This window comes from Spirosoma flavus (assembly GCF_054778555.1).
Genome location: NZ_BAAGZL010000002.1, coordinates 1,792,518 through 1,817,872, shown reverse-complemented (window position 1 = coordinate 1,817,872; position 25,355 = coordinate 1,792,518). Strand labels below are relative to the sequence as shown.

Annotated in this window: 15 protein-coding genes; 13 read left to right on the top strand and 2 right to left on the bottom strand. The window is 51.0% G+C overall.

Annotated elements, in window-relative coordinates; all coding sequences use genetic code 11:
• The first annotated feature begins 1 nt into the window (after position 1).
• From ACYVF1_RS16255 to ACYVF1_RS16205, 11 genes are all read left to right on the top strand, one after another.
• A complete protein-coding gene (locus ACYVF1_RS16255) occupies positions 2-910 on the top strand; it encodes a glycosyltransferase family 2 protein (protein WP_461080570.1) in 909 nt (302 codons plus the stop codon).
• 32 nt (positions 911-942) lie between these two features.
• A complete protein-coding gene (locus ACYVF1_RS16250) occupies positions 943-2,136 on the top strand; it encodes a glycosyltransferase family 4 protein (RefSeq protein WP_461080569.1) in 1,194 nt (397 codons plus the stop codon).
• A gap of 54 nt (positions 2,137-2,190) precedes the next feature.
• Positions 2,191-3,348, top strand: a complete 1,158-nt coding sequence (locus ACYVF1_RS16245; protein WP_461080567.1) for a glycosyltransferase family 4 protein — start codon at positions 2,191-2,193, stop codon at positions 3,346-3,348.
• A 31-nt stretch (positions 3,349-3,379) separates the two neighbouring features.
• Positions 3,380-4,639, top strand: a complete 1,260-nt coding sequence (locus tag ACYVF1_RS16240; RefSeq protein ID WP_461080565.1) for an O-antigen ligase family protein — start codon at positions 3,380-3,382, stop codon at positions 4,637-4,639.
• Positions 4,636-5,520, top strand: a complete 885-nt coding sequence (locus tag ACYVF1_RS16235; RefSeq protein ID WP_461080562.1) for a glycosyltransferase family 2 protein — start codon at positions 4,636-4,638, stop codon at positions 5,518-5,520. The genes ACYVF1_RS16240 and ACYVF1_RS16235 overlap by 4 nt, the downstream gene beginning before the upstream one ends.
• A gap of 3 nt (positions 5,521-5,523) precedes the next feature.
• The gene (locus tag ACYVF1_RS16230) at positions 5,524-6,804 is read left to right on the top strand and encodes a glycosyltransferase family 4 protein (RefSeq protein WP_461080560.1); all 1,281 of its coding nucleotides are present in this window, start codon (positions 5,524-5,526) and stop codon (positions 6,802-6,804) included.
• A gap of 124 nt (positions 6,805-6,928) precedes the next feature.
• Positions 6,929-8,065 carry a glycosyltransferase family 61 protein gene (locus ACYVF1_RS16225; protein WP_461080559.1) on the top strand — a complete coding sequence of 379 codons (1,137 nt, stop codon included), beginning with the start codon at positions 6,929-6,931 and terminating at the stop codon, positions 8,063-8,065.
• Positions 8,066-8,164: 99 nt separating this feature from the next.
• Positions 8,165-9,433, top strand: coding sequence for a glycosyltransferase family 4 protein (locus ACYVF1_RS16220; RefSeq protein ID WP_461080557.1), 1,269 nt, complete (start codon positions 8,165-8,167; stop codon positions 9,431-9,433).
• Between the two features lie 107 nt (positions 9,434-9,540).
• Positions 9,541-10,773, top strand: a complete 1,233-nt coding sequence (locus ACYVF1_RS16215) for a glycosyltransferase family 4 protein (RefSeq protein WP_461080555.1) — start codon at positions 9,541-9,543, stop codon at positions 10,771-10,773.
• An 11-nt stretch (positions 10,774-10,784) separates the two neighbouring features.
• Positions 10,785-12,353, top strand: coding sequence for a hypothetical protein (locus tag ACYVF1_RS16210; RefSeq protein WP_461080553.1), 1,569 nt, complete (start codon positions 10,785-10,787; stop codon positions 12,351-12,353).
• A 39-nt stretch (positions 12,354-12,392) separates the two neighbouring features.
• A complete protein-coding gene (locus ACYVF1_RS16205) occupies positions 12,393-14,090 on the top strand; it encodes an IPT/TIG domain-containing protein (protein WP_461080551.1) in 1,698 nt (565 codons plus the stop codon).
• Between the two features lie 160 nt (positions 14,091-14,250).
• Here ACYVF1_RS16205 and ACYVF1_RS16200 read toward each other — a convergent pair whose 3' ends face one another.
• Positions 14,251-14,811: a cupin domain-containing protein gene (locus ACYVF1_RS16200; RefSeq protein ID WP_461080549.1), complete on the bottom strand. Its 561-nt coding sequence runs from the start codon at positions 14,809-14,811 to the stop codon at positions 14,251-14,253.
• A gap of 207 nt (positions 14,812-15,018) precedes the next feature.
• Entirely contained in the window at positions 15,019-18,207 is a 3,189-nt protein-coding gene (locus ACYVF1_RS16195) for an ATP-binding protein (RefSeq protein WP_461080547.1), read from the bottom strand.
• Between the two features lie 146 nt (positions 18,208-18,353).
• On the opposite strand from ACYVF1_RS16195, the gene ACYVF1_RS16190 reads away from it, so the two are divergent.
• Complete coding sequence (locus ACYVF1_RS16190; protein WP_461080545.1) at positions 18,354-20,546, top strand: right-handed parallel beta-helix repeat-containing protein; 2,193 nt, start codon at positions 18,354-18,356, stop codon at positions 20,544-20,546.
• 127 nt (positions 20,547-20,673) lie between these two features.
• Complete coding sequence (locus tag ACYVF1_RS16185; protein WP_461080543.1) at positions 20,674-25,251, top strand: beta strand repeat-containing protein; 4,578 nt, start codon at positions 20,674-20,676, stop codon at positions 25,249-25,251.
• The last annotated feature ends 104 nt before the right edge of the window (positions 25,252-25,355 follow it).

Sequence of the window (25,355 nt, the reverse complement as noted above, 5' to 3'; positions counted from 1 at the left end):
TATGGAAACTGTAGCTGCGGTGGTTGTCACCTACAACCGGCTCGCTGATTTGAAAAAGTGCATCGCCAGCCTCCAGGGGCAAACCCGGCCGGTTGACGCCATCATCGTCATCGATAATGGCAGCAATGATGGTACCAGCAATTGGCTGGCCGAGCAGGATGGACTTTGGGTGGTTACCCAATCAAATCTGGGTGGGGCAGGTGGATTTGCTACGGGTATCGACATGGCTTATAAGGCTGGTTATCAGTGGCTCTGGTGTATGGACGACGACTGCCTGGCTGCTCCCGACGCCCTTGAAGCCTTGCTGAAGTCGCCCAACATCGGGCCTTGTATTAAAAACTGCGTATCGGTTAGCAACAAAAACCATAGTGAGCTAGCCTTCTACGTCGACCGCCCAAACCGAAGCTACCGGCTGGTGTCGGACATGGCTTCGATGGATCTGGTGTATGGCGTTGCTTTCTTTTTCAACGGTACGTTGGTCAGCTCAGAAGTCGTCAAAAATGTGGGGCTGCCCGACAAAAAGCTGTTTATCTGGGGCGATGAAGTGGAATACATGACCCGCGTTCAGAAAATGGGCTATCCTGTGGTTACTGTACCTCGCTCGATTTTTTATCACCCGCCTTCCTTCGACCGAAACGGTATTCCCTGGCCAGGTGCCTGGAAACAATACTACGCCGTTCGAAACCAGCGCCGGGTGTTTCAGAACATTCACGGCGACAAATACGGGGTTTTCGTATTCCTGCGCTGGTCCGCTCGGGCTACCATGGGCCAGGTCGTCAATCGGTCGGGCAATCGATTTTATAATTTCCTGCTCTATAGTGAAGCTGCTTTTGATAGTCTACTCAACAACTTCCGTAAAAAACCTGGAAATATTTTAACCGTAAAACTCTATCGATTCATGAATAAATAATGTCATGATTGGTTTTAACCAGCCTTTACCGTATGAAAATCCTACTTGTTTCGGTCGTTTCGCAAACGTCTAAAACGGGCGTTACGTCCCACTACAATCGGCTGATGACACAGTTTGCCGATCGTGGCGAATCGGTGCAGCTTATTACTCCGGCCAATACGCCCGCTTTATTGAAGAAAGTGCTGGGCCTGTTTCGTCGGATAGCGGCTCTGCTGGGACCGAATGGCGTTGCGCTTTATCTGGAACTGGAGAATTTTATAAGTATCTGGGCTGCGGTACGTCGGGAAGACTGGCAACAGGTTGATGTTATTCACGCACAGGACGTTACGTCGGGAACGGCGGCTGCGCTGGCGTTATCCCGTAAAGTTCGGGTGGTGGTTACGTGCCATTTCAACGACGATCCGGTTAAAGAATATCAGGAGCGTTATAAGCTGAATGCGTGGACAATTCGGCGCCTGACGCGCTGGTTTCAGTATCTATTCCAGCAACCTGATGCGTTCATTACCGTCTCGGACTATACCCGTCAGACGGCCTCCGCCATTTACCCCAAATTGGCCCACAGCACCGTAATACATAACGGGGTTGTGTTCCCTGAGAAATCACCCCGATCAACTGAAGGCGTGTTCATCGTTGTGAACATCGGTACGTTGGAGGAACGCAAAAATCAACGATTACTGATAGAAACGGCCGACGCACTACGTAACCGGGGATTTACGCATTTTCAGTTCTGGCTCCTGGGCGATGGCCCCAAACGTAGTGAATGGACAGAACTCGTTCACAAAAAGAATCTGGAGGGATACGTATCGTTCATGGGCTATCGACCGAATGTATCAGAGTTTCTGGAACGGGCTTCGCTCTACGTTCATACGGCGCTCAACGAATCCTGGGGCTACAGCATTACCGAAGCCATTGCCGCTAAAATTCCTGTGCTGGCGCTGTCGACGGGTGGCATTCCCGAACAGTTCGACCGGAATAAAGCGGGCCTCTTACCCCTGAAAGCCACGGCCGCCGACGTAGCGAATGCCATTCTTCGCTACCAGTTGGTCGAAGCCCGGCAGCGGCTGGCCAATCAGCAATACAAATATGCCAGCAAACGATTCCAGATCGACCACATCATTGATAGGCACCTGGCTTTGTTTCGGGAAATAGTAGCTCCGCAGCAGGAGACGTATCAGGTTGCTGCCGGGCCGGAAATTCTGGCGGTCAGCCCAGTGAAAAGCCTCTGATTACCAACCTATATACTAAACCCTAACCCTTAACTAAACGATAAGACCACAACAATGATGAATGTTCTCTGGCTGGCTCCGACGTCGCACTCGTCGAAAGCCGGGCACCCGGTCCCCTGGGTAACCGCCTTAGCCAAACACCTGCTGGCGACGGGCAACGTAAACTTGAAAATAGTTAGTTACAACCCCTTTATTAAACAGGATGAGGAGACTATACTGGATGGAATTAACTATACGTTTCTGAAAGTTCCAGACGATAAACTGGATTTGCTACGTGGGTATTCGGGACGTATCAGGCGCGTGCAAAACTACCTGCGCGACGTAGCGGGTCAGTACGATCTGATGCATATCCACGGGTCGGAGCAGCAATACCACGTCATGGGTAATTCAGTTTCAATACCTAAAGTGCTGTCGGCGCAGGGGTTTGTGACGGAATATTACCGGCATCTGCCCAAACGGCCTGAATACCGGCATCTGTCGTGGCTGGTGGCAGGCTATTACGAGAAACGCTACCTGTCGAACGTAAAGCATTTCATCTGCCGGACGCACTGGGACAAGTCGGTTGTGCAGCATCTGCAACCGAAGGCCGTGGTGCATCATAACTGGGAAATGATACGTCCGGAGTTTTACCAGCCCATCGTTCCGTCAAAGCATCCAGACCCAAACGCCCTGCTGTTTGTCGGTGGAAATAATTACATCAAAGGTATTCGCGAAGCACTTCGGGTAACGGATGCATTGCAGAAAAAACGGCCTGTGCGACTGATTGTTACGGGGCCAGGCAGCAAGGAAGAATTGCTTCAACTGGCGTCTTCACTGTCGTTGCGGACGATACGTTCGGAGGACATTGAACACCGGGGGATGTTATCGGCAGCGCAGCTTTGGGAGACGTATCACGAAGCCTTCTGTCTGCTGCATCCGTCCTATATCGACAATAGCCCGAACAGCGTTTGTGAAGCGCAGCTCGCTGGTTTGCCGGTTGTTGCCTCCGATGTCGGCGGAGTGGCGTCTTTAGTTGAATCGTACAAAACGGGTATTCTGACCTCGTTGCAGGTGCCCGAAATGACCCAGGCCGTTGAGCGCCTTTGGGACAGCCAGTTGTTACGTGATTCGCTGGCTGAACAGGCACGTACCGTTTCGCTTCAGCGGTTTGATCAGCAGGAAATTACAGGTAACACGGAGAAAATTTATAAGGAAGTTCTGGCGAATCCGTAGCGGAAGTGCCAACCACGTAACACGAAAAACGATGAAAGTCTGGCTGTTTCGATTTCTGGTATTTGTACTCCTGTTCGGTGTTAGCGCGCTGACGTACGGAGGCAATTCGCTGAATCCAATTCTGGACAAGGTTATCAACGTATCGGCGCTGCTGGGTATGCCTGCGCTGGTGATCGGCTACCCGGCGCTTCCTCGTTTCTACAGAATGATGGTCTGGCCGTTGCTGCTGGGCGTTGTTCTGCTGGTGCTGGAATCGAAGTATGAATATAATCAATACATCTATTCGTATTTTGTTATTAAACGCTTCTTTTTCTGTGGGTTAACCTTGGTTGCTTACTACGTTGCCAGTCGGGCGGGGGAGCTTAAATTAGCCCATGTGGTTTATCTGATTCTGGGTTTTTTCTTTATCAATCAGATTCTCCTCGGTCAGATTTTCAGCTACAGCCTGACGTCCGACAGCCGCTCGACCACGGCTCCAGAAGCCCTATATCTGGTAGTTCCGTTTCTGTATTTTCTGGTGCTCTACCTCCGCGAGCATCGGCTGGTGCATCTGGGTGCGTGTCTATTTGTGTTTGCTTTCATCGTTTTTTTGCTGCACCGTTCCGTCATTTCAACGGCGGTAATTGCTGCGGGCATCGTGTTTGGTCTGATTGGCATGGGAAAACTCTCGTCGGACAAAGGGCTGCCGGCCGGGCGCACGATGCTGGCGTTCAGTGTGATTTTGCTGCTGGTTGTGCCGTCAATAAGTCTGTTGCCCGAAAGCAAGATCGACTCGTTTATGGCCAGTATTAGCGGGATCCTATCGCCCAAAGAAGATAACACGGGCAGCTGGCGGGTGGAGCAATCAGCGTATTACCTAACGCAAATCCCTGATCGACCGATGTTTGGCTGGCGCTACGATGGCTACGACCGGGGCGAAATTATGGAAAACGAAGATTTCCCCGAAAAGGGAACCATCATCCACTCACAATACATCGACATGCTTTACAACTACGGCTTTTTCGGGCTGGCTATCAACCTTTTTTTAATCATCGGAACCTTATACATCATCTACCGCCGGAACCGAACGTTCACCAACGAACAGCTGGTTTTGTTCGGATTTATCGCCAGCGGACTGGTTTACGCCATTTCCTACCAGCTTCCCGTTGGTTTCTGGGGTTTTGTGGGATTAGGCATGTGCTACGGTCTCCACTTCCCCGACACGAAACGACTCATTCGCTACCATTCGGCGCGGGTTGTCAATCGGTTTTCATCACGTCAAATGCCTTCACCTAATCCACAAACAGTATGATTTACGTAGTGATCCCCGTTCACAATCGGCGGGAATTTACCCGTCAGTGCCTGGCTTGTTTAGCCGCCCAGACGTATCGCAATTTCCGGGCAATTGTTGTTGACGATGGCTCTTCGGATGGTACCGACGCGATGATTCGGGACGAATTTCCCGACACTGTTGTGCTACGTGGCGACGGCAATTTGTGGTGGACCGAAGCGACCAACTGGGGAGTTCGCTACGCCCTGGAACATCAGGACAAACGCCACGAGAATTTCGTGTTGACGCTCAACGACGATACGCGTGTAAATCCGAATTACCTGCAAACGATGGTGGATGCGTATCGAATGTACCGACCCTGCCTGATCGGTTCGCCAAGTGTCGACAGCAACAACCCCGACAAACTGGAATATGCCGGTACAGCTTTCGAACTGTATACAGCGGGTGGTCGCCAACTGGCTGCCGATTATGGGTACAACTATACGCAACTGGCCAGGAAAACCTCGTACGTAGAATCCAAATCATTGCCCGGTCGGGGTACGCTGGTTCCAATGTCGGTGTTTCAGGCGATTGGCCTGTATGACGCCAAGAATTACATCCACTACATGGCCGATATCGAGTTTTCAGTACGTGCCCGGAAAGCTGGTTACCGACTGATTGTCAACGTACCAAGTGTGGTTTACGAATATGTACAGTCGACCAACTCACTGATTACGCACAACGCGGGCTGGAAGGAGTTCTGGCGGGGATTTACGTCGTTCAAATCGCCGACCAATCTTAAAATCCGGTATCAGTTCGCCATCGATCATTCCAAAACGAAGCTGATCTATTTCTTCTTCGACGTATCGCGTATCTGCGCGGGTTTTCTGCTGCGGAAAATAGGTGTCATTAAAACCTCGTGACCTATGAAAAAAGTATTGCTTTCGGCCTACGCCTGCCTGCCGAATCATGGCTCTGAAGAGGGTAATGGCTGGAACTACGCTACGTTACTCAGCGAAAATGGATACCGCATCCATTGCCTGACGCGGCAGCAGGGGCAGGGGGTCATTGAGCCTATTCTGGCAGGAGGGGCTTACCCTAATCTGACCATGCACTACGTTGTTCTGCCCGACTGGGTTGAAAAATTTTACCATAAAGGACTGTTTGGTATGTACTTCCACTACCTCTACTGGCAGTGGCAGGCGTATCGATTAGGCGGGCGGCTCGATCAGTTGCAGGCGTTTGATCTGGTGCATCACGTTACGTATGGCAGTATTCAGCTCGGCAGTTTTTTATATAAACTGCGGAAACCGTTCATTTTTGGGCCCGTCGGCGGGGGGCAGCGCGCACCGAAAGCGTTTAAAAAATACTTTGGTACGTACTGGACCCGCGAATGGATGCGCGACTGGGTGGGCGTGGCCTTGCAATACCTCAATCCGGGTTATCATCAGTCGGTTCAAAAGGCTACGCGAATCATCGTCACCAACGAAGATACGTATCGGCTAGCTCGCCAGTTACGGCCCAAACGTCCGATTGACCGAATGCTCGATGCGGGACTTAGTCCGTCTTTTATCCCTCCCCGTTCCATTGTTCGTACGCCCGATAAATCGTCGCTAAAGCTGCTTTGGGTAGGGCGCCTGATGCCTCGTAAGGCACTGGAACTGACCATTGAAGCCTTCAGTCAGGTCAATCCAGACTTGCCCATCACCCTGACCATTGTGGGTGGAAAGGGTGAAATGGCGAGCGAAGTGCCACGATATCTGGAACAATACGGTGTTAAGAATCGGGTGAATTGGGTCGGGCATGTGTCCTATCAGGAAATGAAGACGTACTACGCTCAATCGGACGTGTTCTTTTTCACGAGCCTACGCGATTCCTGCCCTATGCAGGTGCTGGAAGCTATGGCGTATTCGCTGCCCGTCGTTACGTTGGATTTGCACGGCCAGGCTGAGCTGGTTCAGGAACGTACCGGCTTTAAGGTTGCCGTTCAAACGCCGGATCAGGTAAAGGCCGATCTGGCCAGAACCATCGAATGGCTGTACGCGCATCCAACCGAACGGCTCGTTATGGGGCAAGCAGCGTATCGGTCGGCACGTATGCAGTCCTGGAATTTGAAAATCAATCGGTTAATCAATGAAGTTTACGCCGACATTCTTCCGGCAGAGCCAGTGACTGAACCCGATTTGGTGAAGGAGCCGAGCACGTAATCAAGGCCCCGACAGGCTCCGGCTGTCGGTCGTAACTACTTAATTACGGTTGTCGCGAATCCGACAGCCGGAGCCTGTCGGGGCCTTGACTAGACACAATTTGTTTACCGAAAAGCAATCAACTATGGCAATCATACATCAGCTGACCAACACGCTTCGGAGTGCTTTAAAAAGTCAGGCTACGTTGCTGGCCAGACCGTTCGGGCTCGAACTGCTGACGAAAGATCAGACAGAAACGTATCTGCGTCCGTCGGAGATTGCTTTCAAGAAAGGCGAACTCGTTACGTTGCCGGAAGTCAATGATTTCACCGATGCTTCCAGACCGATTTTCGGAAAAACAGACGTAACATCAGCTAATACGCTTGTCTGGCAATGTGCAAATCAACGTAACATGCGCCAGCTACGTAACGGAAGTGTGGTGGCAAATAATCGTGTGCTCGATACTGATTTTGGCGGCTCAGCCTTGTTCAAGGATTTGCTCAAATCGGATAAACGGGCAGTTCTCGAAACCGATACGTTACTGGCTCCCTGGTCGCACTACTGGGGTGGCTATTATGACTACCTGTTTTTCGTTGCAGCAAAACTGTGCCGGATGAAAGAAACGCTTCCTGCTGAAACCTTTGCGAACGCAATAGTCTCTTATCCTTTAATGCATACCCCGTTCGAGCGGGAACTGCTGATACGTATCGGGTTGAAAGAGAGCCAGATAATCGATAGTCGAACTACTAACGTCCATTTCAAGACGTGTATTCTTGGCAATAACGACAGCTGGTTCTACCCGAATATCGCCGACGTAGCAGCCATTCAGAAACACGTTTCATCTCATTCGATAATGGCTGGGTTTGCTACGTCGGAACGTATCTATATCAGCCGTTCGGGTCGTCGGCGCGTGCTGAACGAAGATGCGCTGGTACGTATGCTGGAGCAGTACGGCTTTGTCTTCATTGAGGATAAATCACGTAGCATTGAGGAGCAATATGCGCTGTATCGGCAGGCGTCGTTCATTATTGGTCCGCACGGGGCTTCGTTTGCCAACGTACTGTGGTGCCAGCCCGGCACTCAACTACTCGAATTTTTCGCGCCCGACTACGTACCGGATTATTTCCGACACGTAGCGCACATCCTCGGTCTTCGCTATACTGCCCATTGTTCAGGTGCGGTCAGGGGAAGCAATCATCGTCACGTCAATGACGACATACGCGTCGATGTCGATCTTCTGGAAAAGCAAGTAGCGCAACGTCTCGAAACCAGTATTACCTGATTATACCTACTGTCTGCCAAGTATTTATGGATAGTTCCAGCGTACAATTGACCCGGCAGGCAGCAACGCCCAATAACATCCCTAATAACATACTCACTTATGAAAAAAGTCTTGATTTCTGCCTACGCGTGCATTCCGGATCGAGGTTCGGAAGAAGGAAACGGCTGGTATTACTCGTCGTTGGTTAGTCAGCAGGGGTATCAGGTCTGGTGCCTGACGCGTGAGCTGGGAAAGAGTAGTATCGAGCAAAAACTACGGTCAACACCTCTCCCGAATCTGAAATTTGTGTTCGTCACCGTGCCGCGCTGGGTCGACCGGGCTTACAATTGGGGCATGATCGGCATGTATTTTCATTACATCTACTGGCAGTGGGCGGCCTGGCAGCAAGCCCGGCAATTAGCTGAGAATCATACCTTCGACCTAGTACACCATGTCAGTTATACCAGCCTGCAGCTCGGCAGTTTCCTGTATAAACTCAATCGCCCGTTCATTTATGGCCCGGTAGGCGGGGGGCAGGAGGCTCCGTCGAGCATGCGTCGCTATTTCAAACAGTACTGGTGGAAAGAACAACTACGGTCGGCGATCAGTGAGTTGATGCTACGTTTCAACCCCGGCTGTTATGAGTCGGTACGCCGGGCAAAATACGTACTGGTACGTAATGAAGACACCCGCCAAATGGTGAATCGACTGGGTCGGGTAAACAACGTTGAAAAAGAATCGGGTGGGGTAGGGCAGCATTTTATGCCTAGCTCGCCAATCAGTCGGTCGCCACGAAACACGATGGAACTGGTGTGGGTGGGCCGGCTTATGCCCCGCAAAGCGCTGGAGTTATCGCTGCATGGCTTAAGTAAAGTAGACGCTCAGTTGCCTGTTCATCTGACCATTGTGGGCGACGGCAAGATGGGCAAATACGTACCCGAGTATATCGCTACGTATAAATTGGAGAATCGGGTTACCTGGGCCGGAAAAGTGAGTTTCGATCAGGTAACGAACTACTACCGAAACGCAGACGTGTTTCTGTTTACCAGCCTCCGCGACACGCAACCTGCTCAGCTTCTGGAAGCTATGGCGTATTCGCTGCCCGTTATCACGCTCGATTTACATGGTCAGGCCGATATGGTTAGCTTACAAACGGGCATTCGCGTTCCGGTTTCGGAGCCGGAAACGGTAGCGGCTGGACTAGCCCGAGCCATCGAATGGATGTACCAGAACGAGGAACAACGTCTGGAAATGGGACTTAACGCGTTTCAGTTTGCCCGCCAGCAAAATTGGCCGTCGAAGGTGGGTCATATCATTCGGAAATACTACAGCCCAGTTGTCGAAAAAAGCGTCAGTCTGGCCGTGGCGCTCAGTCAGATTACGGAGTGATGTATGAGCTGTAACGTAGGCTGAATGAGGTCCCGTTTGCCGGCGACATCATATACCCTACTTCATACATTTCTTGGTAAGCATTTCTCATTATTCATTACTCCGTTATGTTCATTGCTGTTTTAGGTTCTATTGCTACGCAGGATTTGCTGCCCGAAGCCGCCAGGAAGCTGGTTGGTACGTATCCACGCGGACGGCCTGGAGCGCCTTTGATCAGCAATCTGGTTCGTGAATACGTAGCACGTGGCTATAACGTACTGGCCGTTACAACTGACCCGCAAATGGGCGATGATGATAAACCATTTGTTTACGAAAGAGGGAAACTTACCTACGTAGTGGTTCCTAGCCGGGCGCGTACGTTTCGTCCGAATGGCAAACGCTTAGGGCGCATGCTGGACTTCTATCAATTCGAACGGAAACAGATCGTAGACGTACTACGTCATTACCAGCCGGACGTAGTACACGCGCACTGGACGTACGAATTTGCCCTGGCGGCACTGGCCTACAAGCCCGAATCGCTGATTACGGTTCACGATAATGCACAGATCATTTTTCGCTATGTCCGAACGCTGGAGCGACTTTTCATGCTGCTCATGGCCCGCTACGTATTCAACCGGGGACGCTGGTTTACGGCCGTATCGCCCTACATGGCCGACTCGGTTCAGAAGTGGGTGGCGCAGTCCGTGGAGGTTGTTCCAAATCCCGTCTTGAAATCGATCCAGCAGTATGGTTCATCTATCCCTAAAGTGCCCATTATCAGCATGGTAGCCAATGGTTGGGATGAGCGTAAAAATTGCCAGAATGCGTTGCTGGCCTTTAAAGCTTTACAAAAGCAGCATCCGGCCGCTGTATTATGGGCCTTCGGAACGGCGTTCAGACATGATGCCGATGCGTTTTGTCGCGCGAACCAGATTACCAACGTCGTGCTTTTTGGGCCAACTGATCATGTTGAAGTATTGAAAAAAGTAGCCCAAAGCACCCTGTTTCTTCACCCATCGCTCGAAGAATCGTTTGGCATGGTGCTGGCCGAAGCCATGAGTTTTGGGATTCCGGTTGTGGCCGGGAAAGATAGTGGCGCGGTTCCCTGGCTGGTTGGCGATGGAGGTTTATTGGTCGACGTGAGTCAGGTTGACGCCATGACGGACGCCCTCAATACGTTGCTGACCGACCCGATGTTGTACGAACGCTTATCGGCCAACGCCACCCGAAATGTAGAAACGCGCTTTCCGATTGGGCAGGTTGCCGATCAGTACCTCGAATTATATCAACGCTGTTGGGCGAGCCGGCGAACGACTTCGCAAAAAGGATTTACAGCTAAATACTCGCTGCTACTCGGCTAAAAATAGTGCCCATGAAACAATCGAAAACGATAATGCTACTGAGTGCTACGTTGGCGTTGATGCTGGCGGTCAGCCTCATTGCGTCATTGTTTTTTAAGGAACATTGGCTGTGGATGGATGAAGTACTCAGTTATCTGCTCGTTTCTGATCCGTCCCTTACGCATGCAAACGATGCGGTAGTGAGCGGTATGGATGCAAATCCGCCTTTGTTCGTCAATGTGTACTGGTACGTTGGACATTTCATCAGCCTGAATCCTCAGTTTCTCCGAGCTGTTTCTATCTGCCTGTTCGCAATGGCCGTCGCCCTGTTTTATCGGTACGTAACCAGCCTGTTGGGCAAGCCTGTACTTAACTTCTACCTGTTTTCGGCGATGATTGGTTTAACGTATCTGAACCTGATGCTGTCGACTCAGATACGGGCTTATGCACTTTTTCTGCTGATTAGCGTCGGGTATTTTATCAGTTTACACCAGCTGATAACCTCCCCCAGGAAGGTCCAATGGCTTGCTACGTTCGTGATTACCGGAATTCTGCTGGTGTTCACGCATAATTTTGGTCTGTTTTACGTAGCAGCATCCGGCGCGTTCAGTCTGCTTATTTTCCTATTGTCGCGGCAGCGGAACTACCTGTTGCTGATTGGGGCGCATGGGCTAATTGGGTTGATCTGGCTGCTGGTCTGGTATCCGAGTTTTGTGATTCAGACCGACGCTGGTAAACCCCACTCGTGGATTCCGCTGCCGACGTTCGCTACGTTCTTTTACACGGTTGGCGAACTGGCTCCGGCTATATCATCAAGTCTTGAGCGTAAATTCTCCTTGTTGCCCATTCTTCGTTTTGCGCTTGTTGTGGGGCTGTTTGTATACGTAGTACGACCCCGTTTGCGGGATAAATTTGAGGATTTTAAAGCCGATAAAGCCTTCACCTTCTACGTATTGGCCGGTTTTATTTACCTCGCTACGTTAGGAATCTCGCTGATTGTTTCGCTGGTGCATACGTCGGTTTTCATCAGCCGATATCTGTGGCCGAGTCATTTGCTGCTGATTTACCAGCTTGTTTATGCGATTTATATTCTGCCGAAACGCTGGCGAATTTCGGTACGTCTGCCCGCTTTTTTGCCTCGTCTACTGCCGGTGTACGTAGGGCTACTGGGTGGATTTCTTTTTTACCAAAACCGGAAAGTTGTCATTTTCCCGAGTGGGGTTACGGATTACTTATCCCGGCTGGATAAACGCTATCCCGTGTTTGTCGAAACCGCCGATTACTTTCTGCCGATCTGGTTTCACGATAAAAAAGCGAACGTGCATTACCTGCTCGATTGGGAAACCGCTGCCCAGGAAGGTAACAACCTGACCGCGACGGTAGAACACAAAATCCTGAAATCGGTGCATGAAAAATACAACGTACCGCAGATTCTGACTACACCACACTTCAACCGGAACGTAGTGCCGCACTTCTACATGATCGACGAGGATAACAGCTATCAAATCGAGCATTTTATTGAACAGGGGCAGGTACGTATCATCCGGCAACTGCCGATAGCCATTAAGGGGCACCGGATACTGGAGTGCGCTTTTCAATAATTATTGATTGATAATAAACAGTTTAACAAAGTACTACGTATGGAAACGATCAGAAAGTTGCTTATTCAGGTAGCGTTGTTGACGGGGGTGTTTGTGCTGATTTTCGCCTGTAAAAAAAGCACTGAAGAGCCCGATCCTCAACCGATGACCAGTATCACCAGCATCGACCCGGCTACGGCCCCGGTTGGTAGTACCATCGCCATCAACGGGACTAATTTTAGTACAACTCCGGGCAGTAACACCATCACTATTGGCGGGGTTGTGGCAACCGTGGTTTCGGCTTCGGAAAACCGGATCGTCGTTGTGGTGCCTGCTGGTGTTGCCAATGGGCCAATCTCCGTAACGGCTGGTGGACAGACGGCGCAAAGTCCGTCGTCGTTTACGGTTGCCATTCCATCTGCCAAACCCGTGAAGGAGGTTTCTGGTACTACGTTTGCCAATCTGACCTGGAAAAAAGATACCATCTATCTGTTGCGGGGAATGGTTTATATTCCAACCGATTTCACGCTGACTATTGAGCCGGGCACCATCATAAAAGGGGCAGGGCCGGAGAGAGACCCCACCGGTACGGGCCACGCGGGGGCCTTAATTGTGGAACGGCGCGGCAAAATAAATGCGCAGGGAACCGCTACGCAGCCCATCATATTTACATCGGCAAAACCAATCGGTCAACGTAGTTATGGCGACTGGGGCGGTATTGTTTTAATCGGGAAAGCACCTGTTAATCGGCCCGGTACGACGCCAAATCCGAATGGGGTGCGGGGTACGGTAGAAACCTACGGTGAACCGGTCGACAACTCGGGTATTCTCAAATACGTACGTATTGAATTTGCGGGTGCCATTCAGCCAACCACTCCGGCAACCCGGCTCAGTGGTTTGTCGCTCTATGGCGTAGGGGCGGGTACAACGCTCGACCATATCCAGGTTTCGTACAGCGGCAGTGATGCCTTTTCGTGGTTTGGCGGTTCGGCGAACCTGAAAAATCTGTTTGCGCTTCAGGCTGCCGACGACGACTGGTCGGTGGATTGGGGATACGTCGGTAATGTTCAGTTTGGTGTGGCCCTGCGCGATCCGAACGTAGCAGATCAATCGGGTTCCAATGGGTTTGAAGTAGAAAACTACACGCCCACCGAAACGGCCGACGTACCGGCTGTTACGATAGTTAATGGTCTTCCTAAAAACACGCCCGTCTTTGCCAACATGAGCAATTTTGCGTTCAATACGACGCCTAACACGACAAAGACGGCCAATGGAACAGGAGCGTATCAATCGGGCATGTACCTGCGCCGGAACAGCGCCATCGCCATTTATAACTCGCTGATTTATGGGTATCCAGAAGGTGTTCGGCTGGAATCGGCGGGAACGGCTGCCGGACTGACAAGCGGAACTATCGATTTGCGAGGTATCGTGCTGGCGAACGTACTGACGCCGGTAGTGGGCGCCGGTGTGATTCCGACGGATCAGGCAACTACCTATTTCACGGGTGCCCAACGTAGCAATCAGGTTATCGCTACGTCGGATCTGGCATCGCTGTTGTTAAATGCCTCGACGTTTACCCTTATCGCTCCGAATTTCTTACCACAAACCGGTTCGCCCGTGTTGACAGGAGCCGCTACGGGCGGGCGATTAACCGATACGTTCTTTACCACGGTTACGTACCGGGGCGCTTTTGGGACCGATAACTGGCTCTCCGGCTGGACAAATACGAATCCGCAGAGCGTGGATTATGATCGCTGATGCAGGAGCTATGCTGCTTTGTATTTGCTACGTTGATGCTGGCCTCGAAGTGCCAGTATCAACGTAGCAATGATCAGAATGGTAGGGGGGGCTTAATTTAGGGAATCATAAGCTAGAGGTGACCATATAGCTTATTCAGTTTCAAGCGGGTTGTTCCAGGTCAGTCTACTTTCAGAGGAGGGCCAACTACCTGCATGTCATGATCGGCAAAAATTTTAGTTATTTCTTCCGGAGAAGGATCCTGCTTCAAGCCAGCCATGGTCACAAAAAACTCTTCCAGCTTACCCGCTGGCTGAAGAATGACCGTCATGCGTCCTTTTTCGGAGACCTGAGTCCAGGCGTGCGGCACTTTTCGAGGTAAAAAAATGCTGTCGCCTGCCTGCAGTTCAAACCGATCTTTTCCGACCATGAAAGCGTATTGACCTTCCTGTACGTGAAAAATCTCATCCTGATTAGGATGGATATGCAGAGGTGTGCCTCGCTTAGGCGACAGAGAAGTTTGTTCAAAGACCGCTAAATCCCCGTTTGTATCTTTACCCGATACTTTCACGTCGAGGATGTTGACATTCACGCCTTTGAGTTGAATATGGCCATGATACCGGCCTTCTCCCTTCTGAATTTTAAAGCCTTTCGAGGCCCGGTCAGCAAAGGTTTGCTCGTGGTTAATAGTTACAAGAGGAGCCCCGGCTAAAGTCGTTTGAATAAAATCTCTTCGTTTCATCCTTGATTCAGTTAATGGCTTATTCTTTATCTATTAAGCGCCAATCATTTTTTAAGTGGCCTTAAAACTAAAGTTACAGGCCGGAATCAATCAGCAAACGAAGCTTTTATTGAACGGTCATAAGGCCCTGTCTCCGATTAAAATTGGGGTTGGAGAGGGGTAAATGGTCCTCGATATAGATCAGCGGTTAACTTAAAAGCGTGCAGGCTACGACTTGATTTTTGAGGGAGCATAGCCAAAATGCTCCTGAAATAACTTGGCAAAATACGATTGCGAACTGTACCCAACTTCATAGGCTACCTGCGCTACATTAAACTCGCCAGACCGTAAAAGCTCAGCGGCCCGTTCGAGTCGGACGCGGTGAATAAACCGATTAGGGCTGAGCGATGTAAGTGCGGTCAGTTTGCGGTGTAGTTGGGTGCGGCTCATTCGGGCTCGTTCAGCCAGCCCGTCGACATCCATCTGGTCAGTTTCGTTCAGGTTGGATAGGATGTACTGGCGCAGGCTATTTAGGAATCGTTCCTCCCGGTCAGCCTCTCCATGGGTAGAATAATCCACCGTTGCGGGAGCCGTCTGATTGGTAAATCGCTGCTGCCATTGCTGACGGGTACGGAGCGCATTGTTGAGTCGAAGGGTCAGTTCGGATAAGCTGAATGGCTTGCTCAGGTAATTGTCGGCCCCGGCCTGTAAACCCGCCAGTCGACTCTCGGACGAGGCACGGGCTGTAAGTAGCACAATCGGGATATGACTGGTTCGATCGTCGGCTTTAAGGGTTCGGGTAAGCTCAAAACCATCCATTTCGGGCCCGGTCTGGACGGGCATCATGACATCGCTGATAATCAGATCTGGTACCTCCTTTATCGCCAGATCTACTCCTTCCCGACCGCTACGGGCCGTGACAATCCGGTAATGACTGGACAGGTAGGTTTCCATCTGCACACGAAGGTCGTTATTATCTTCCACCAGTAGCACCAATGGTTTTTCACTGTTCGTGTCCGTATCCCCCTTGGCTGCTGATTGACGATTTCTGGTTGCAGTTTTTAGTTTAATATTTTGACTATGAGGTGATTTTGTCTCCGGTTGGCCGGATGGCGCTGGCTGAATAGGTGAATTGTTGCCGTCTAAATCAGATATTATATCAGCTTTGTCCGGTTGACGTGCGTATGGGGCCGCTATGGGAAACTCGACGGTGAAGACGCTTCCTTTGCCCTCTTCACTCTCGACATGTACACGACCTCCCAGCCAGTTCGTCAATTCTTTCACTAAAGCCAGCCCAATGCCCGTTCCAGGCTGAGCACGGGTTGACCCGGAATCGACCTGATAAAACCGATCAAAAACATGAGCAAGCCGATGCGCCGGGATGCCAATGCCCGTATCGGCCACGCGCAGCACGAAACGGTCGGGGTCTTCGATCCGTCCCGATACGTTTACCTGGCCACCTTCAGGGGTAAATTTGAGCGCATTCGACAGCAGGTTATAAGCAATCTTTTCCCATTTATCATCGTCAAAGCTATATAGCAGTTCTTCCGTGCTGGTATCGCCCTCCCAGGTCAGGGTTATGCCCCTTTGCTCAGCTAATCCGTCAAACTGCGCAACAACCTGTCGGATAAATCCTGCCGGATCCCCAAGTTGAGGATGGCCGTTCAATTTTCCCGCATCCAGACGCGATATGTCGAGGGCTTCGGTGATGAGCCGGAGAAGTTGGTTGGCGTGCCGCTGAATGGTATTGGTCTGTTGTTGTTGCTTCTTATCCAGAGACGTATCAACAAGCTGCTCGGTTGCGTTGAGGATGATGGTTAAGGGCGTCCGAAACTCATGGGTGATGTTGGCGAAGAAATCACTCTTCATTACGTCCATCTGTCGGAGGGTTTCGGCTTCGAACTCCCGGCGAGCCAGTTCCTGCCGGAGCACACGTCGGCGGTTCCAGCTTCGAATTGTCCAAAAGCCCGTACTCCCCAGAACTATAATCATCAGGCTTAGAAACCAGCCGGTTCGCCAGAAGTGGGGAGCTACCTGAATCTGGACGCGGGCCAGCTGAGGCTCCCAGCCACCCGTAGGTTTGGCCCGATTGAGCATAAATGAATACGTACCGGCCCCAAGCCGGTACGTAGCCTGGCCGTATGTATCGTTGTAAACAGCCCACTGCGCGTCGTGGCCATCGAGTTTATAGCGGTAGGTTGACGTGGCGACTTCGACCTGAGGTAAAAAACGTATCGTCATGAAATCGCCCTCTTTCAAGTAAAGAGAAGCCTGTCCTAACGTATCACGCTGATAACGCTCTTCGCGGGGTATCTGGTTTTCTACTAAGCGGATACCGTTTATCGATACGTCGAGAATATTTAGCGGAGGCACTTGCCGCAACCGGCTCAGATCATACGCATAGAGCTGATGACCCGCATTGACCCAAAGCCGGTTGTTGCCCAGCGGCTGCCCCTGGCTGATCCAGATTCCAATAACTTTTTCGGCTGGATAGGCAAATTCCAGCCGTTGCAGTTGGTTTTGGCGGTTTAGTCGGAAGACCAGAGTACCAACGGAGAAATAGGCGTTCTGCTCACGGTCGAAGATAATCTTATAGGTCCACAACAGACTGGTTGGGATAGGCAATGGCAAGTCAATTTGCCGTATCAATCCCGAAGTCGGGTTAAAGACAACCAATTTATTGTACAATCCCAGCAGAAGCTCTCCGGTTGATCGGACGGCCAAGGCGGTGATGGGATTATCTGCATGAATACGAAGGAGGTCATTTTTGTCAAGATAGCGACGAACCTGGTGACTGGACGGATCGATCGAGTACAGCCCTGTGGAAGTGCCCGCCCAAAGTGTGCCGTCGGGACTTTGATCAATGCTGTTCACTTCCGTTTGGTCGAGAGCAACTGGCTCAACGGAGAGCGTTTGAGGGTCGACGTGCAGCAGGCCTGTCTTTGTCCGGCCGATCCAAAGGTGGTCCTGCCGGTCGACAAACAGCGTTCGAATGCCATCTTTGGCCAGAAACTCCCGCACCAGCCGCGTAGTGTCGGGAACGAACTGTATCTGCTGAGTTTTCGGATCGAAATAGGCCAGCTTACTTTCATCGTTTCCGTACGAGTAGCGTAACCAAACCCGACCCCGGCTATCGGGGGCTACCCGGTTAAAATAGTCATCCTGCGGGTGATCCTTCGTATGATATACGCTCAACTGTCGTCCATCGTAGCGAACAAGACCATTAGGCGAGCTGAGCCACAGATTACCCCGCATATCCTGAGCCAGGAACGCACTGAACAGATTGACGCCGGGCGGTTGTTTAAGCGTCCGTTCTGCTGGGGGCAGCATCAATTGCTGGGCTATCAGGGGCGGCTCCGTCAACAGGTTGCTAACGAGCAGAAGGCTGAGAAGAAATAATCGAAGGAAAAGTATCATGAGGCTGACATGACCATCCCGAAGGTACTAAAAAAAGTGAATTGACCACTGTTTTGGTATGATTCTGGCCAAAATGGAACAATTCTGGTAGACTCTGGCCACGTTCGCTGCTTAGGTTTGCCTTTCTACTCACTTATCAATCGCGTATGAAAACATTACTACTGCTACGTCTGCGCATAGACTTACTCAGCCTGATTTTACTGCTCTCTCAATTAACATTTGTCGTACCAACACAAGCGCAGACCCGACTCTACGTAACCACAGGCGGTGGAAACAGCAGTCCGTCTACGGCTACCAGTTGGGCAAACGCCACCTCCAACTTACAGGGAGCTATTGATGCTTTACGAACCAGCGGAGGTGAAGTGTGGGTAGCGCGGGGTACGTACCGGCCAGGTGGCAACGCCAATACAAACCGGGCTCTCAGCTTTTCACTTTGCAACAGCGTGACGGTTTATGGAGGTTTTCAGGGAGCCGAAACCGCCTTAAACCAGCGTCCAGCGGTAAATCCTTTTACTGGTCAACCCTCCAGCACTACGCTCAGTGGCGACATTGGGCAGGTGGGCAACACGGCCGATAATAGCTACCATGTATTCTACCACCAACTCATCAGAGCTGTAAATAATACAGCGGTGCTGGATGGGGTTGTTATTACGGGAGGAAACGCTGATGCCCCTAATGCGCTTAGTACAGATGGAGGAGGAATGTATAATGAACGGAGTTGCAGCCCCCGATTGATCAATTGCCTGTTCGTCAGAAACAGAGCCAGTGGCGGTGGTGGGATGGAAAACGACCAGAGCAGCAGTCCTGTCCTGACCAACTGTGTTTTTATGAGCAATACGGCCAACTCTGGTGGGGGGATGTACAATTATGACTTATCTAGTCCTGTGCTGACCAACTGTTCATTTCTAAACAATACATCAGCTGGCGATGGAGGGGGAATGATTAATGTACAAAATAGCAGACCCACACTGACTAATTGTTCCTTTCTGAATAATACCGCTACTGCGGATGGTGGAGGAATGAACAGCTCTGGAGGGAGCAACACTATATTGGTCAATTGCTTATTTAGCAATAATTCAGCCGGTTATGGAGGAGGAATTGAGGCCTATAGTGGCAATACTATGACGCTGACCAATTGTGCTTTTATTCAGAACACGGCAACTATCAGGGGGGGAGGTGTCTATAACTCGAACAGAAACCGCTTTACGATGACTAATTGCTCCTTTTTAGGAAATTCGTCAGCGGCTGGGGGAGCCATACACAATAATATTGCCGCTATTCTTTCTATGCAGAACTGTGCCTTTTACGGTAATGGAGGCAGCAATACGATCTTTAACGATGCCACAACACTAACGGCAACTTATTGCTTGTTTGAGCAGGGTGTGACGGGCTATACGGGTTCCAACAACTTAAATACCAGCGTTTCGCCTTTTGTGTCGACCAGTAGTGCAGCACTTAATTCGTGTTCGCAAGCCATCAATGCCGGTAATCCGGCCACAACAAATGCCACAGTTGGCAACACCGATCTGGCCGGAAATGCACGTTTTTTGGGAACGATAGATATAGGCGCTTATGAGTATCAGAGTGCACCCAGTGCTATCGTCGTTACCAATCCATCCATCGCCACCGCTACGGTCGGGCAGAGTTTTAGCCAAAGTTTTGGCGCATCGGGTGGTACGTCTCCGTACAGCTTCTCCATTGCCAGCGGTAGCCTGCCAACTGGCCTGACGCTGGCTACAACCGGCTTGTTGAGCGGTACGTCTACCCAAGCTGGCAGTTTCAGCATCACCGTACGGGCTATAGACAACACGGGTTGTAGCAGCCTGGGCGGAACCTACGTATTAACCGTGAGTGAAGCCGTTTTTCCTCTTACGATTAGTGGCTTTGCTGGGAGTCCTAACCCCATCTGCTCCGGTAGCCTGGCAACCTTTTCGGCAACGATCGGCAACGTAACGGGCAGTTACGCGTTCACTCTTACCAACGGCAATAGCCCCATCAGTGGCACGGCCGCTACGTCCTCCTTCAGTCAATCCCTGATAGCCAGCGGTTCAGGTACGCAAAGTTTTACGTTGACCCTCAACAGCAACGGCCAAATCACGACGGCCACCACGACGTTAACCGTTAACGGACCGCTACAGTATTATACCGTGAAGGCGGGTTCTTGGAATGACGTAACAGTGTGGGGATGCGGCAACGTACCAACCGCCGGAGCGGAGGCCACCCTCAACCACGTAGTGACCTTACCCACTAGCTACGTAGCACAGACAAAAATACTACGTTACGGAACTGGCGGTAAACTTAGCCTGGCTACTGGTGCACGTCTCATTTTCGCCCCATAACAGTCATTACGTAGTAGACTACATAAACATCACTAAAACCAAGCGAAGTAGGCAGTGTTGGGATAATTCTGGTAGACTTTGCCCCAGCTCATTGACTACGTTTGCCCAAAACTAATTCGGGTACACTATGATCTTTTTACCTTCTCTTTTCCAACACAAGACGATTTTATTACTACGTATTAACTACGGTCTGCTGCTTTGCGCGGGCTTACTGTTCTGGAGTCAATTGGCACAGGCCCAGACCCGGCTTTACGTATCAGCGACGGGTACGAACAACAATCCGGCAACGGCTACTAGCTGGGCCACGGCTACCTCCAACTTACAGGGAGCTATAAATGCTGCTTCTTCTGGTGCGCAGGTGTGGGTGGCCAAGGGTATCTACAGGCCAGGCGGTAACACCAATACTGATCGGGGATTGAGTTTCTCAATGCGCAATGGAGTGACTATCTACGGTGGCTTTCAGGGTACGGAAACAGCCCTGAGCCAGCGACCGGGTGTAACTCTGACCCAGCCCACCAGCACTACGCTTAGTGGCGATATTGGCCAGGTAGGCGTCGATGCGGATAACAGCTATCATATCATTGATAATTCAAGCCTGACGAAACTGAATACGACAGCCGTGCTGGATGGGGTAGTCATTACTGGGGGCAATGCGGAAGCAGATGGTAATACTGGTAGCGGTACCGACATTCTTGGTGCTGGCATGTATAACCAGTCAGAAAATAGTCCACGGGTTAGAAACTGCATATTTACTCAGAACAGGGCGAACATGGGGGCAGCCGTCTATAGCACTTTACAATCTAACCCTGAACTTATTAACTGCGTTTTTCTGAATAATGCCGCAACAAATGGAGGAGCCATCGCTAACTATACAAGCTTACCGCTTATACTCAACTGTTCGTTTCAAGGAAATACAGCCCGTTTCAACGGGGGGGTATTCTATAATACCAATAGTAGCAGTCCCAGTTTGAGAAATTGTGTACTGTTTGGCAATGGCGGAGGCAATACCTTTAGTAACCAGAGTAGCTCTGTGTCGGCTAACTACTGTTTGTTTGAGCCAGGGGTAACAGGGTATTTAGGGAGCAATAACATAACGACCTCTAATTCGCCCTTTATTGCCCAGAGTAGTGCAATGCTCAACCCCTGCGCATTGGCCATCAATGCGGCTGATCCGGCCACAACCCAGACTACAGTGGGCACCACCGACCTGGCGGGCAATCCCCGCTTCTTTAACAACGGGCGACTCGACATGGGGGCTTATGAGTTTCAGAGCAATCCCAATTTCGCAATCTCAATCCCAGGCTCCAGTGCGGGGGCCGTTGGACAGCTTGTGAATCAGGGAATCACTATATCAGGCGGAACGACTCCTTTCACGTTTGCAGTAGTCAGTGGGAGTCTGCCACCGGGTATAAGCTTGTCGGTAGGGGATGGGGTGCTGAGTGGCAGATTGAGTAATCAGGGGAGCTTTACGGCGGTTATTCAGGCAACCGACAATTCGGGCTGTGTGGCTCAGGCTACCTATTCGATAACCGTCAATTGCCGGACCGTACTGTATGTGAGTGAAGTGGGGGCAGGTACAAAAGATGGCAGCAACTGGAGTAACGCCATAGAGGGTCGATTCTTACAGCAGGCCATTGACATAGCGGCCGGCTGCGGAGCGCAGGTGTGGGTGGCCAAGGGTATCTACAGACCAGGCGGTAACACCAATACCGATCCGAAGTTGAGTTTCTCAATGCGCAATGGAGTGACTATCTACGGTGGCTTTCAGGGTACGGAAACAGCCCTGAGCCAGCGACCAGGTGTGACCCTGACCCAGCCCACCAGCACTACGCTTAGTGGCGATATTGGCCAGGTAGGAAATGACGCTGATAATAGCTTTCATGTTGTAAGCAACTCCAGTAGTTCAGCCATAAATAACACGGCCATACTGGATGGGGTGGTCATTACTGGGGGCAACTCAGAAGCGGGTAGGGCCGGGGGTAGTGGTACCGATATTCTTGGCGCCGGCTTGTATAACGAATTCAGGAATAGTCCACGGCTGCGCAACTGCATCTTTACCCAAAACAGAGGTAATCAGGGAGCCGCGGTGTTTAACAGTTATGAATGTAATTCCGAATTTATCAACTGCGTTTTTCTGAACAATACATCACGGGCTGGGGCAGCTATAACTAATTTTAGGAGTTCGCCTATATTGACAAACTGCTCGTTTCAGGGCAATACCAGCCGGTTCAGTGCAGGTGCATTTTATAACACTGGCAATAGTAATCCTTCGCTAACGAACTGTGTCTTGTTTGGCAATGGCGGGGCGAATGCAATTGCCAACGAGAATAGCTCCTTATCGGCTAACTACTGTCTGTTTGAAACGGGCGTGACAAGCTATTCAGGAACTAATAACCTAACAACGACAGGTTCGCCGTTTATCTCTCAGGGCAGTGCGATGCTCAATCCCTGCGCGCTGGCCATCAATGCCGCTAATCCAGCCACAACCCAGACCACAGTAGGGACCACCGATCTGGCGGATAATCCCCGCTTCTTCAGCAACGGGCGACTCGACATGGGAGCCTACGAATTACAACGCAGTCCAAGTCCGGGCTTTACGGTGTCAAATCCCACCGTTACAACAGCGTTGGTAGGGCAACCGTTTAGTCAAAGCTTCAGTGTGTCCGGAAGCGGTGTGTCACCGTATGAGTTCACACTTCTGAGTGGCAATCTTCCTCCTGGCCTAAACCTGGCCACTACTGGTGTACTGAGCGGTACGCCGAGCAGCCAGGGGAGCTTCACGGCCCTCATCCAGTCCCGTGATAATACAGGCTGTATTGCTCAGACGACCTATTCACTGAGTGCTAATTGCCGGAGTGTCGTGTATGTAAGTGAAGCGGGAGCCGGAGCAAAGGATGGTAGCAATTGGAACAATGCCATGGAGGGAGCCGCTTTGCAAACTGCCATCAATATGGCAGCTGGATGTGGAGCGCAGGTTTGGGTTACAAGGGGCCTCTACAAGCCTGGGGGTAATGCGAATACCAACCGCAGTCTGAGCTTTTCAATGCGCAACGGAGTGACTATCTATGGGGGCTTTCAGGGTACGGAAACCAATCTGAATCAGCGGCCAGCAAGCAACCTGCAACAACCATCAAGCACCACGCTCAGTGGCGACATTGGCCAGATAGGTAATAGTAGTGACAACAGCTACCACGTTATCTATAATGCTTCGGGGCTAAACCTGAATAATACAGCGATGCTGGATGGCTTGGTCATTACGGGTGGTAACGCAGACGGGGCCAATGGTGTCTTTGCCGACGGCATTGGCGGTGGAGTGTTTAACGTATCAAGTAATAGCCCAAAGTTCGTTAACTGTCTCTTTAGCTTTAATAAAGCTGTTTATGGGGGTGGAATGGATAACGACTATAGTAGCAGACCTGTTCTGATGAACTGTGCCTTTGTGAATAATGCGGCCAGTGAGAGTGGTGGAGCCGTCTACAACTCCAGCAGCAGCAATCCTGCGCTAACGAACTGTGCTTTCCTGAATAACACAGCTACACAGCGAGGAGGGGCTGTCTTCAGCTTCAACAATAGCGCACCTACACTGATTAACTGTTCAATTCGGGGCAGTGTAGCTAATCAGGGGGCAGCGCTTTACGCCGTTGACAGCTGGTCTACGCTGCTCAACTGTGTGCTATTTGACAATGGAGCAGGAAATGCTATTGGTAACGAAAATAGCTCCATAACTGCCAACTATTGTTTGTTTGAAGTAGGCGCAACAGGCTACGAGGGGGAAAATAACCTCATTTCAATCGTTTCGCCCTTTGCGTCGGCCAGTAACGTAGCACTGAATTCGTGTTCTCCGGCTATTAATGCGGCCTATCCCACTACAACAACGGCTAACGTCGGTATCACCGATCTGGCGGGTAACCCACGCTTTTTCGGCCGACTCGATATGGGAGCCTACGAATTTCAGGGTACCCCTACGTCCTTTACCATTACCAACCCCTCCGTCACCTCCGCTACAGTGGGACAGGGCTTCAGCCAAAACTTTGGCGTGGCGGGCGGGACTGCCCCTTACAGTTTCTCGCTGGCCAGCGGCAGCCTACCGGCTGGACTGAGTCTGGGCACGAGCGGTTTACTCAGCGGAACACTCGTTCAGGCTGGCAGCTTCAGTATTACCGTACAGGCCGCTGATAACTCAGGATGCATCCAACAAAGCCCGGCCTATGTGTTAACAGTAAACGAAGTCCCGCTCACTATCGCAGGCTTCGGGGCAGCGCCTAATCCGATCTGTTCCGGTAGTCTGGTAACATTCACCGCCACCCTAGGCAACGTAGCAGGCGATTACAGCTTCACCTTAACTAACGGCAGTAACTCCGTAAACGGCACGGCCACTACGTCTTCTTTCAGCCAGTCCTTAACTGCCAGCGGTTCAGGTATCCAGAGCTTCACGCTCACTCTTAGCCGGAACGGGCAGACGATTACCAGCACGGCGAGCCTAACGGTCGGTGGACCGTTGAACTATTATACCGTAAAGTCAGGGCAATGGAACGACGGAACGGTATGGGTGTGCGGCAACGTACCAACCGCCGGTACAGAAGCAACCATCAATCACGTAGTGAACTTGCCCACTGGATACGTAGCGCAGGCAAAAAAGCTAAGGTACGGAACAGGAGGAAGGCTAAACTGGACAACTGGAGCACGGCTGATTCTTACGCCGTAGGATAAACTACGTAAGGCGATAGTTCTGTACTTTTGTTAATTCAATAAATATTAACCGATATTCGGTTAATATTTATTGTTTTTCGATAAATAGTCTTTCCTTTG

Coding starts and splice junctions, on each gene's coding strand:
- ACYVF1_RS16225 (WP_461080559.1), top strand. CDS start 6,929: ATGGCAATCATACATCAGCTGACCAACACGCTTCGGAGTGCTTTAAAA.
- ACYVF1_RS16200 (WP_461080549.1), bottom strand. CDS start 14,811: ATGAAACGAAGAGATTTTATTCAAACGACTTTAGCCGGGGCTCCTCTT.
- ACYVF1_RS16250 (WP_461080569.1), top strand. CDS start 943: ATGAAAATCCTACTTGTTTCGGTCGTTTCGCAAACGTCTAAAACGGGC.
- ACYVF1_RS16245 (WP_461080567.1), top strand. CDS start 2,191: ATGATGAATGTTCTCTGGCTGGCTCCGACGTCGCACTCGTCGAAAGCC.
- ACYVF1_RS16195 (WP_461080547.1), bottom strand. CDS start 18,207: ATGATACTTTTCCTTCGATTATTTCTTCTCAGCCTTCTGCTCGTTAGC.
- ACYVF1_RS16220 (WP_461080557.1), top strand. CDS start 8,165: ATGAAAAAAGTCTTGATTTCTGCCTACGCGTGCATTCCGGATCGAGGT.
- ACYVF1_RS16230 (WP_461080560.1), top strand. CDS start 5,524: ATGAAAAAAGTATTGCTTTCGGCCTACGCCTGCCTGCCGAATCATGGC.
- ACYVF1_RS16190 (WP_461080545.1), top strand. CDS start 18,354: ATGAAAACATTACTACTGCTACGTCTGCGCATAGACTTACTCAGCCTG.
- ACYVF1_RS16210 (WP_461080553.1), top strand. CDS start 10,785: ATGAAACAATCGAAAACGATAATGCTACTGAGTGCTACGTTGGCGTTG.
- ACYVF1_RS16255 (WP_461080570.1), top strand. CDS start 2: ATGGAAACTGTAGCTGCGGTGGTTGTCACCTACAACCGGCTCGCTGAT.
- ACYVF1_RS16240 (WP_461080565.1), top strand. CDS start 3,380: ATGAAAGTCTGGCTGTTTCGATTTCTGGTATTTGTACTCCTGTTCGGT.
- ACYVF1_RS16215 (WP_461080555.1), top strand. CDS start 9,541: ATGTTCATTGCTGTTTTAGGTTCTATTGCTACGCAGGATTTGCTGCCC.
- ACYVF1_RS16205 (WP_461080551.1), top strand. CDS start 12,393: ATGGAAACGATCAGAAAGTTGCTTATTCAGGTAGCGTTGTTGACGGGG.
- ACYVF1_RS16235 (WP_461080562.1), top strand. CDS start 4,636: ATGATTTACGTAGTGATCCCCGTTCACAATCGGCGGGAATTTACCCGT.
- ACYVF1_RS16185 (WP_461080543.1), top strand. CDS start 20,674: ATGATCTTTTTACCTTCTCTTTTCCAACACAAGACGATTTTATTACTA.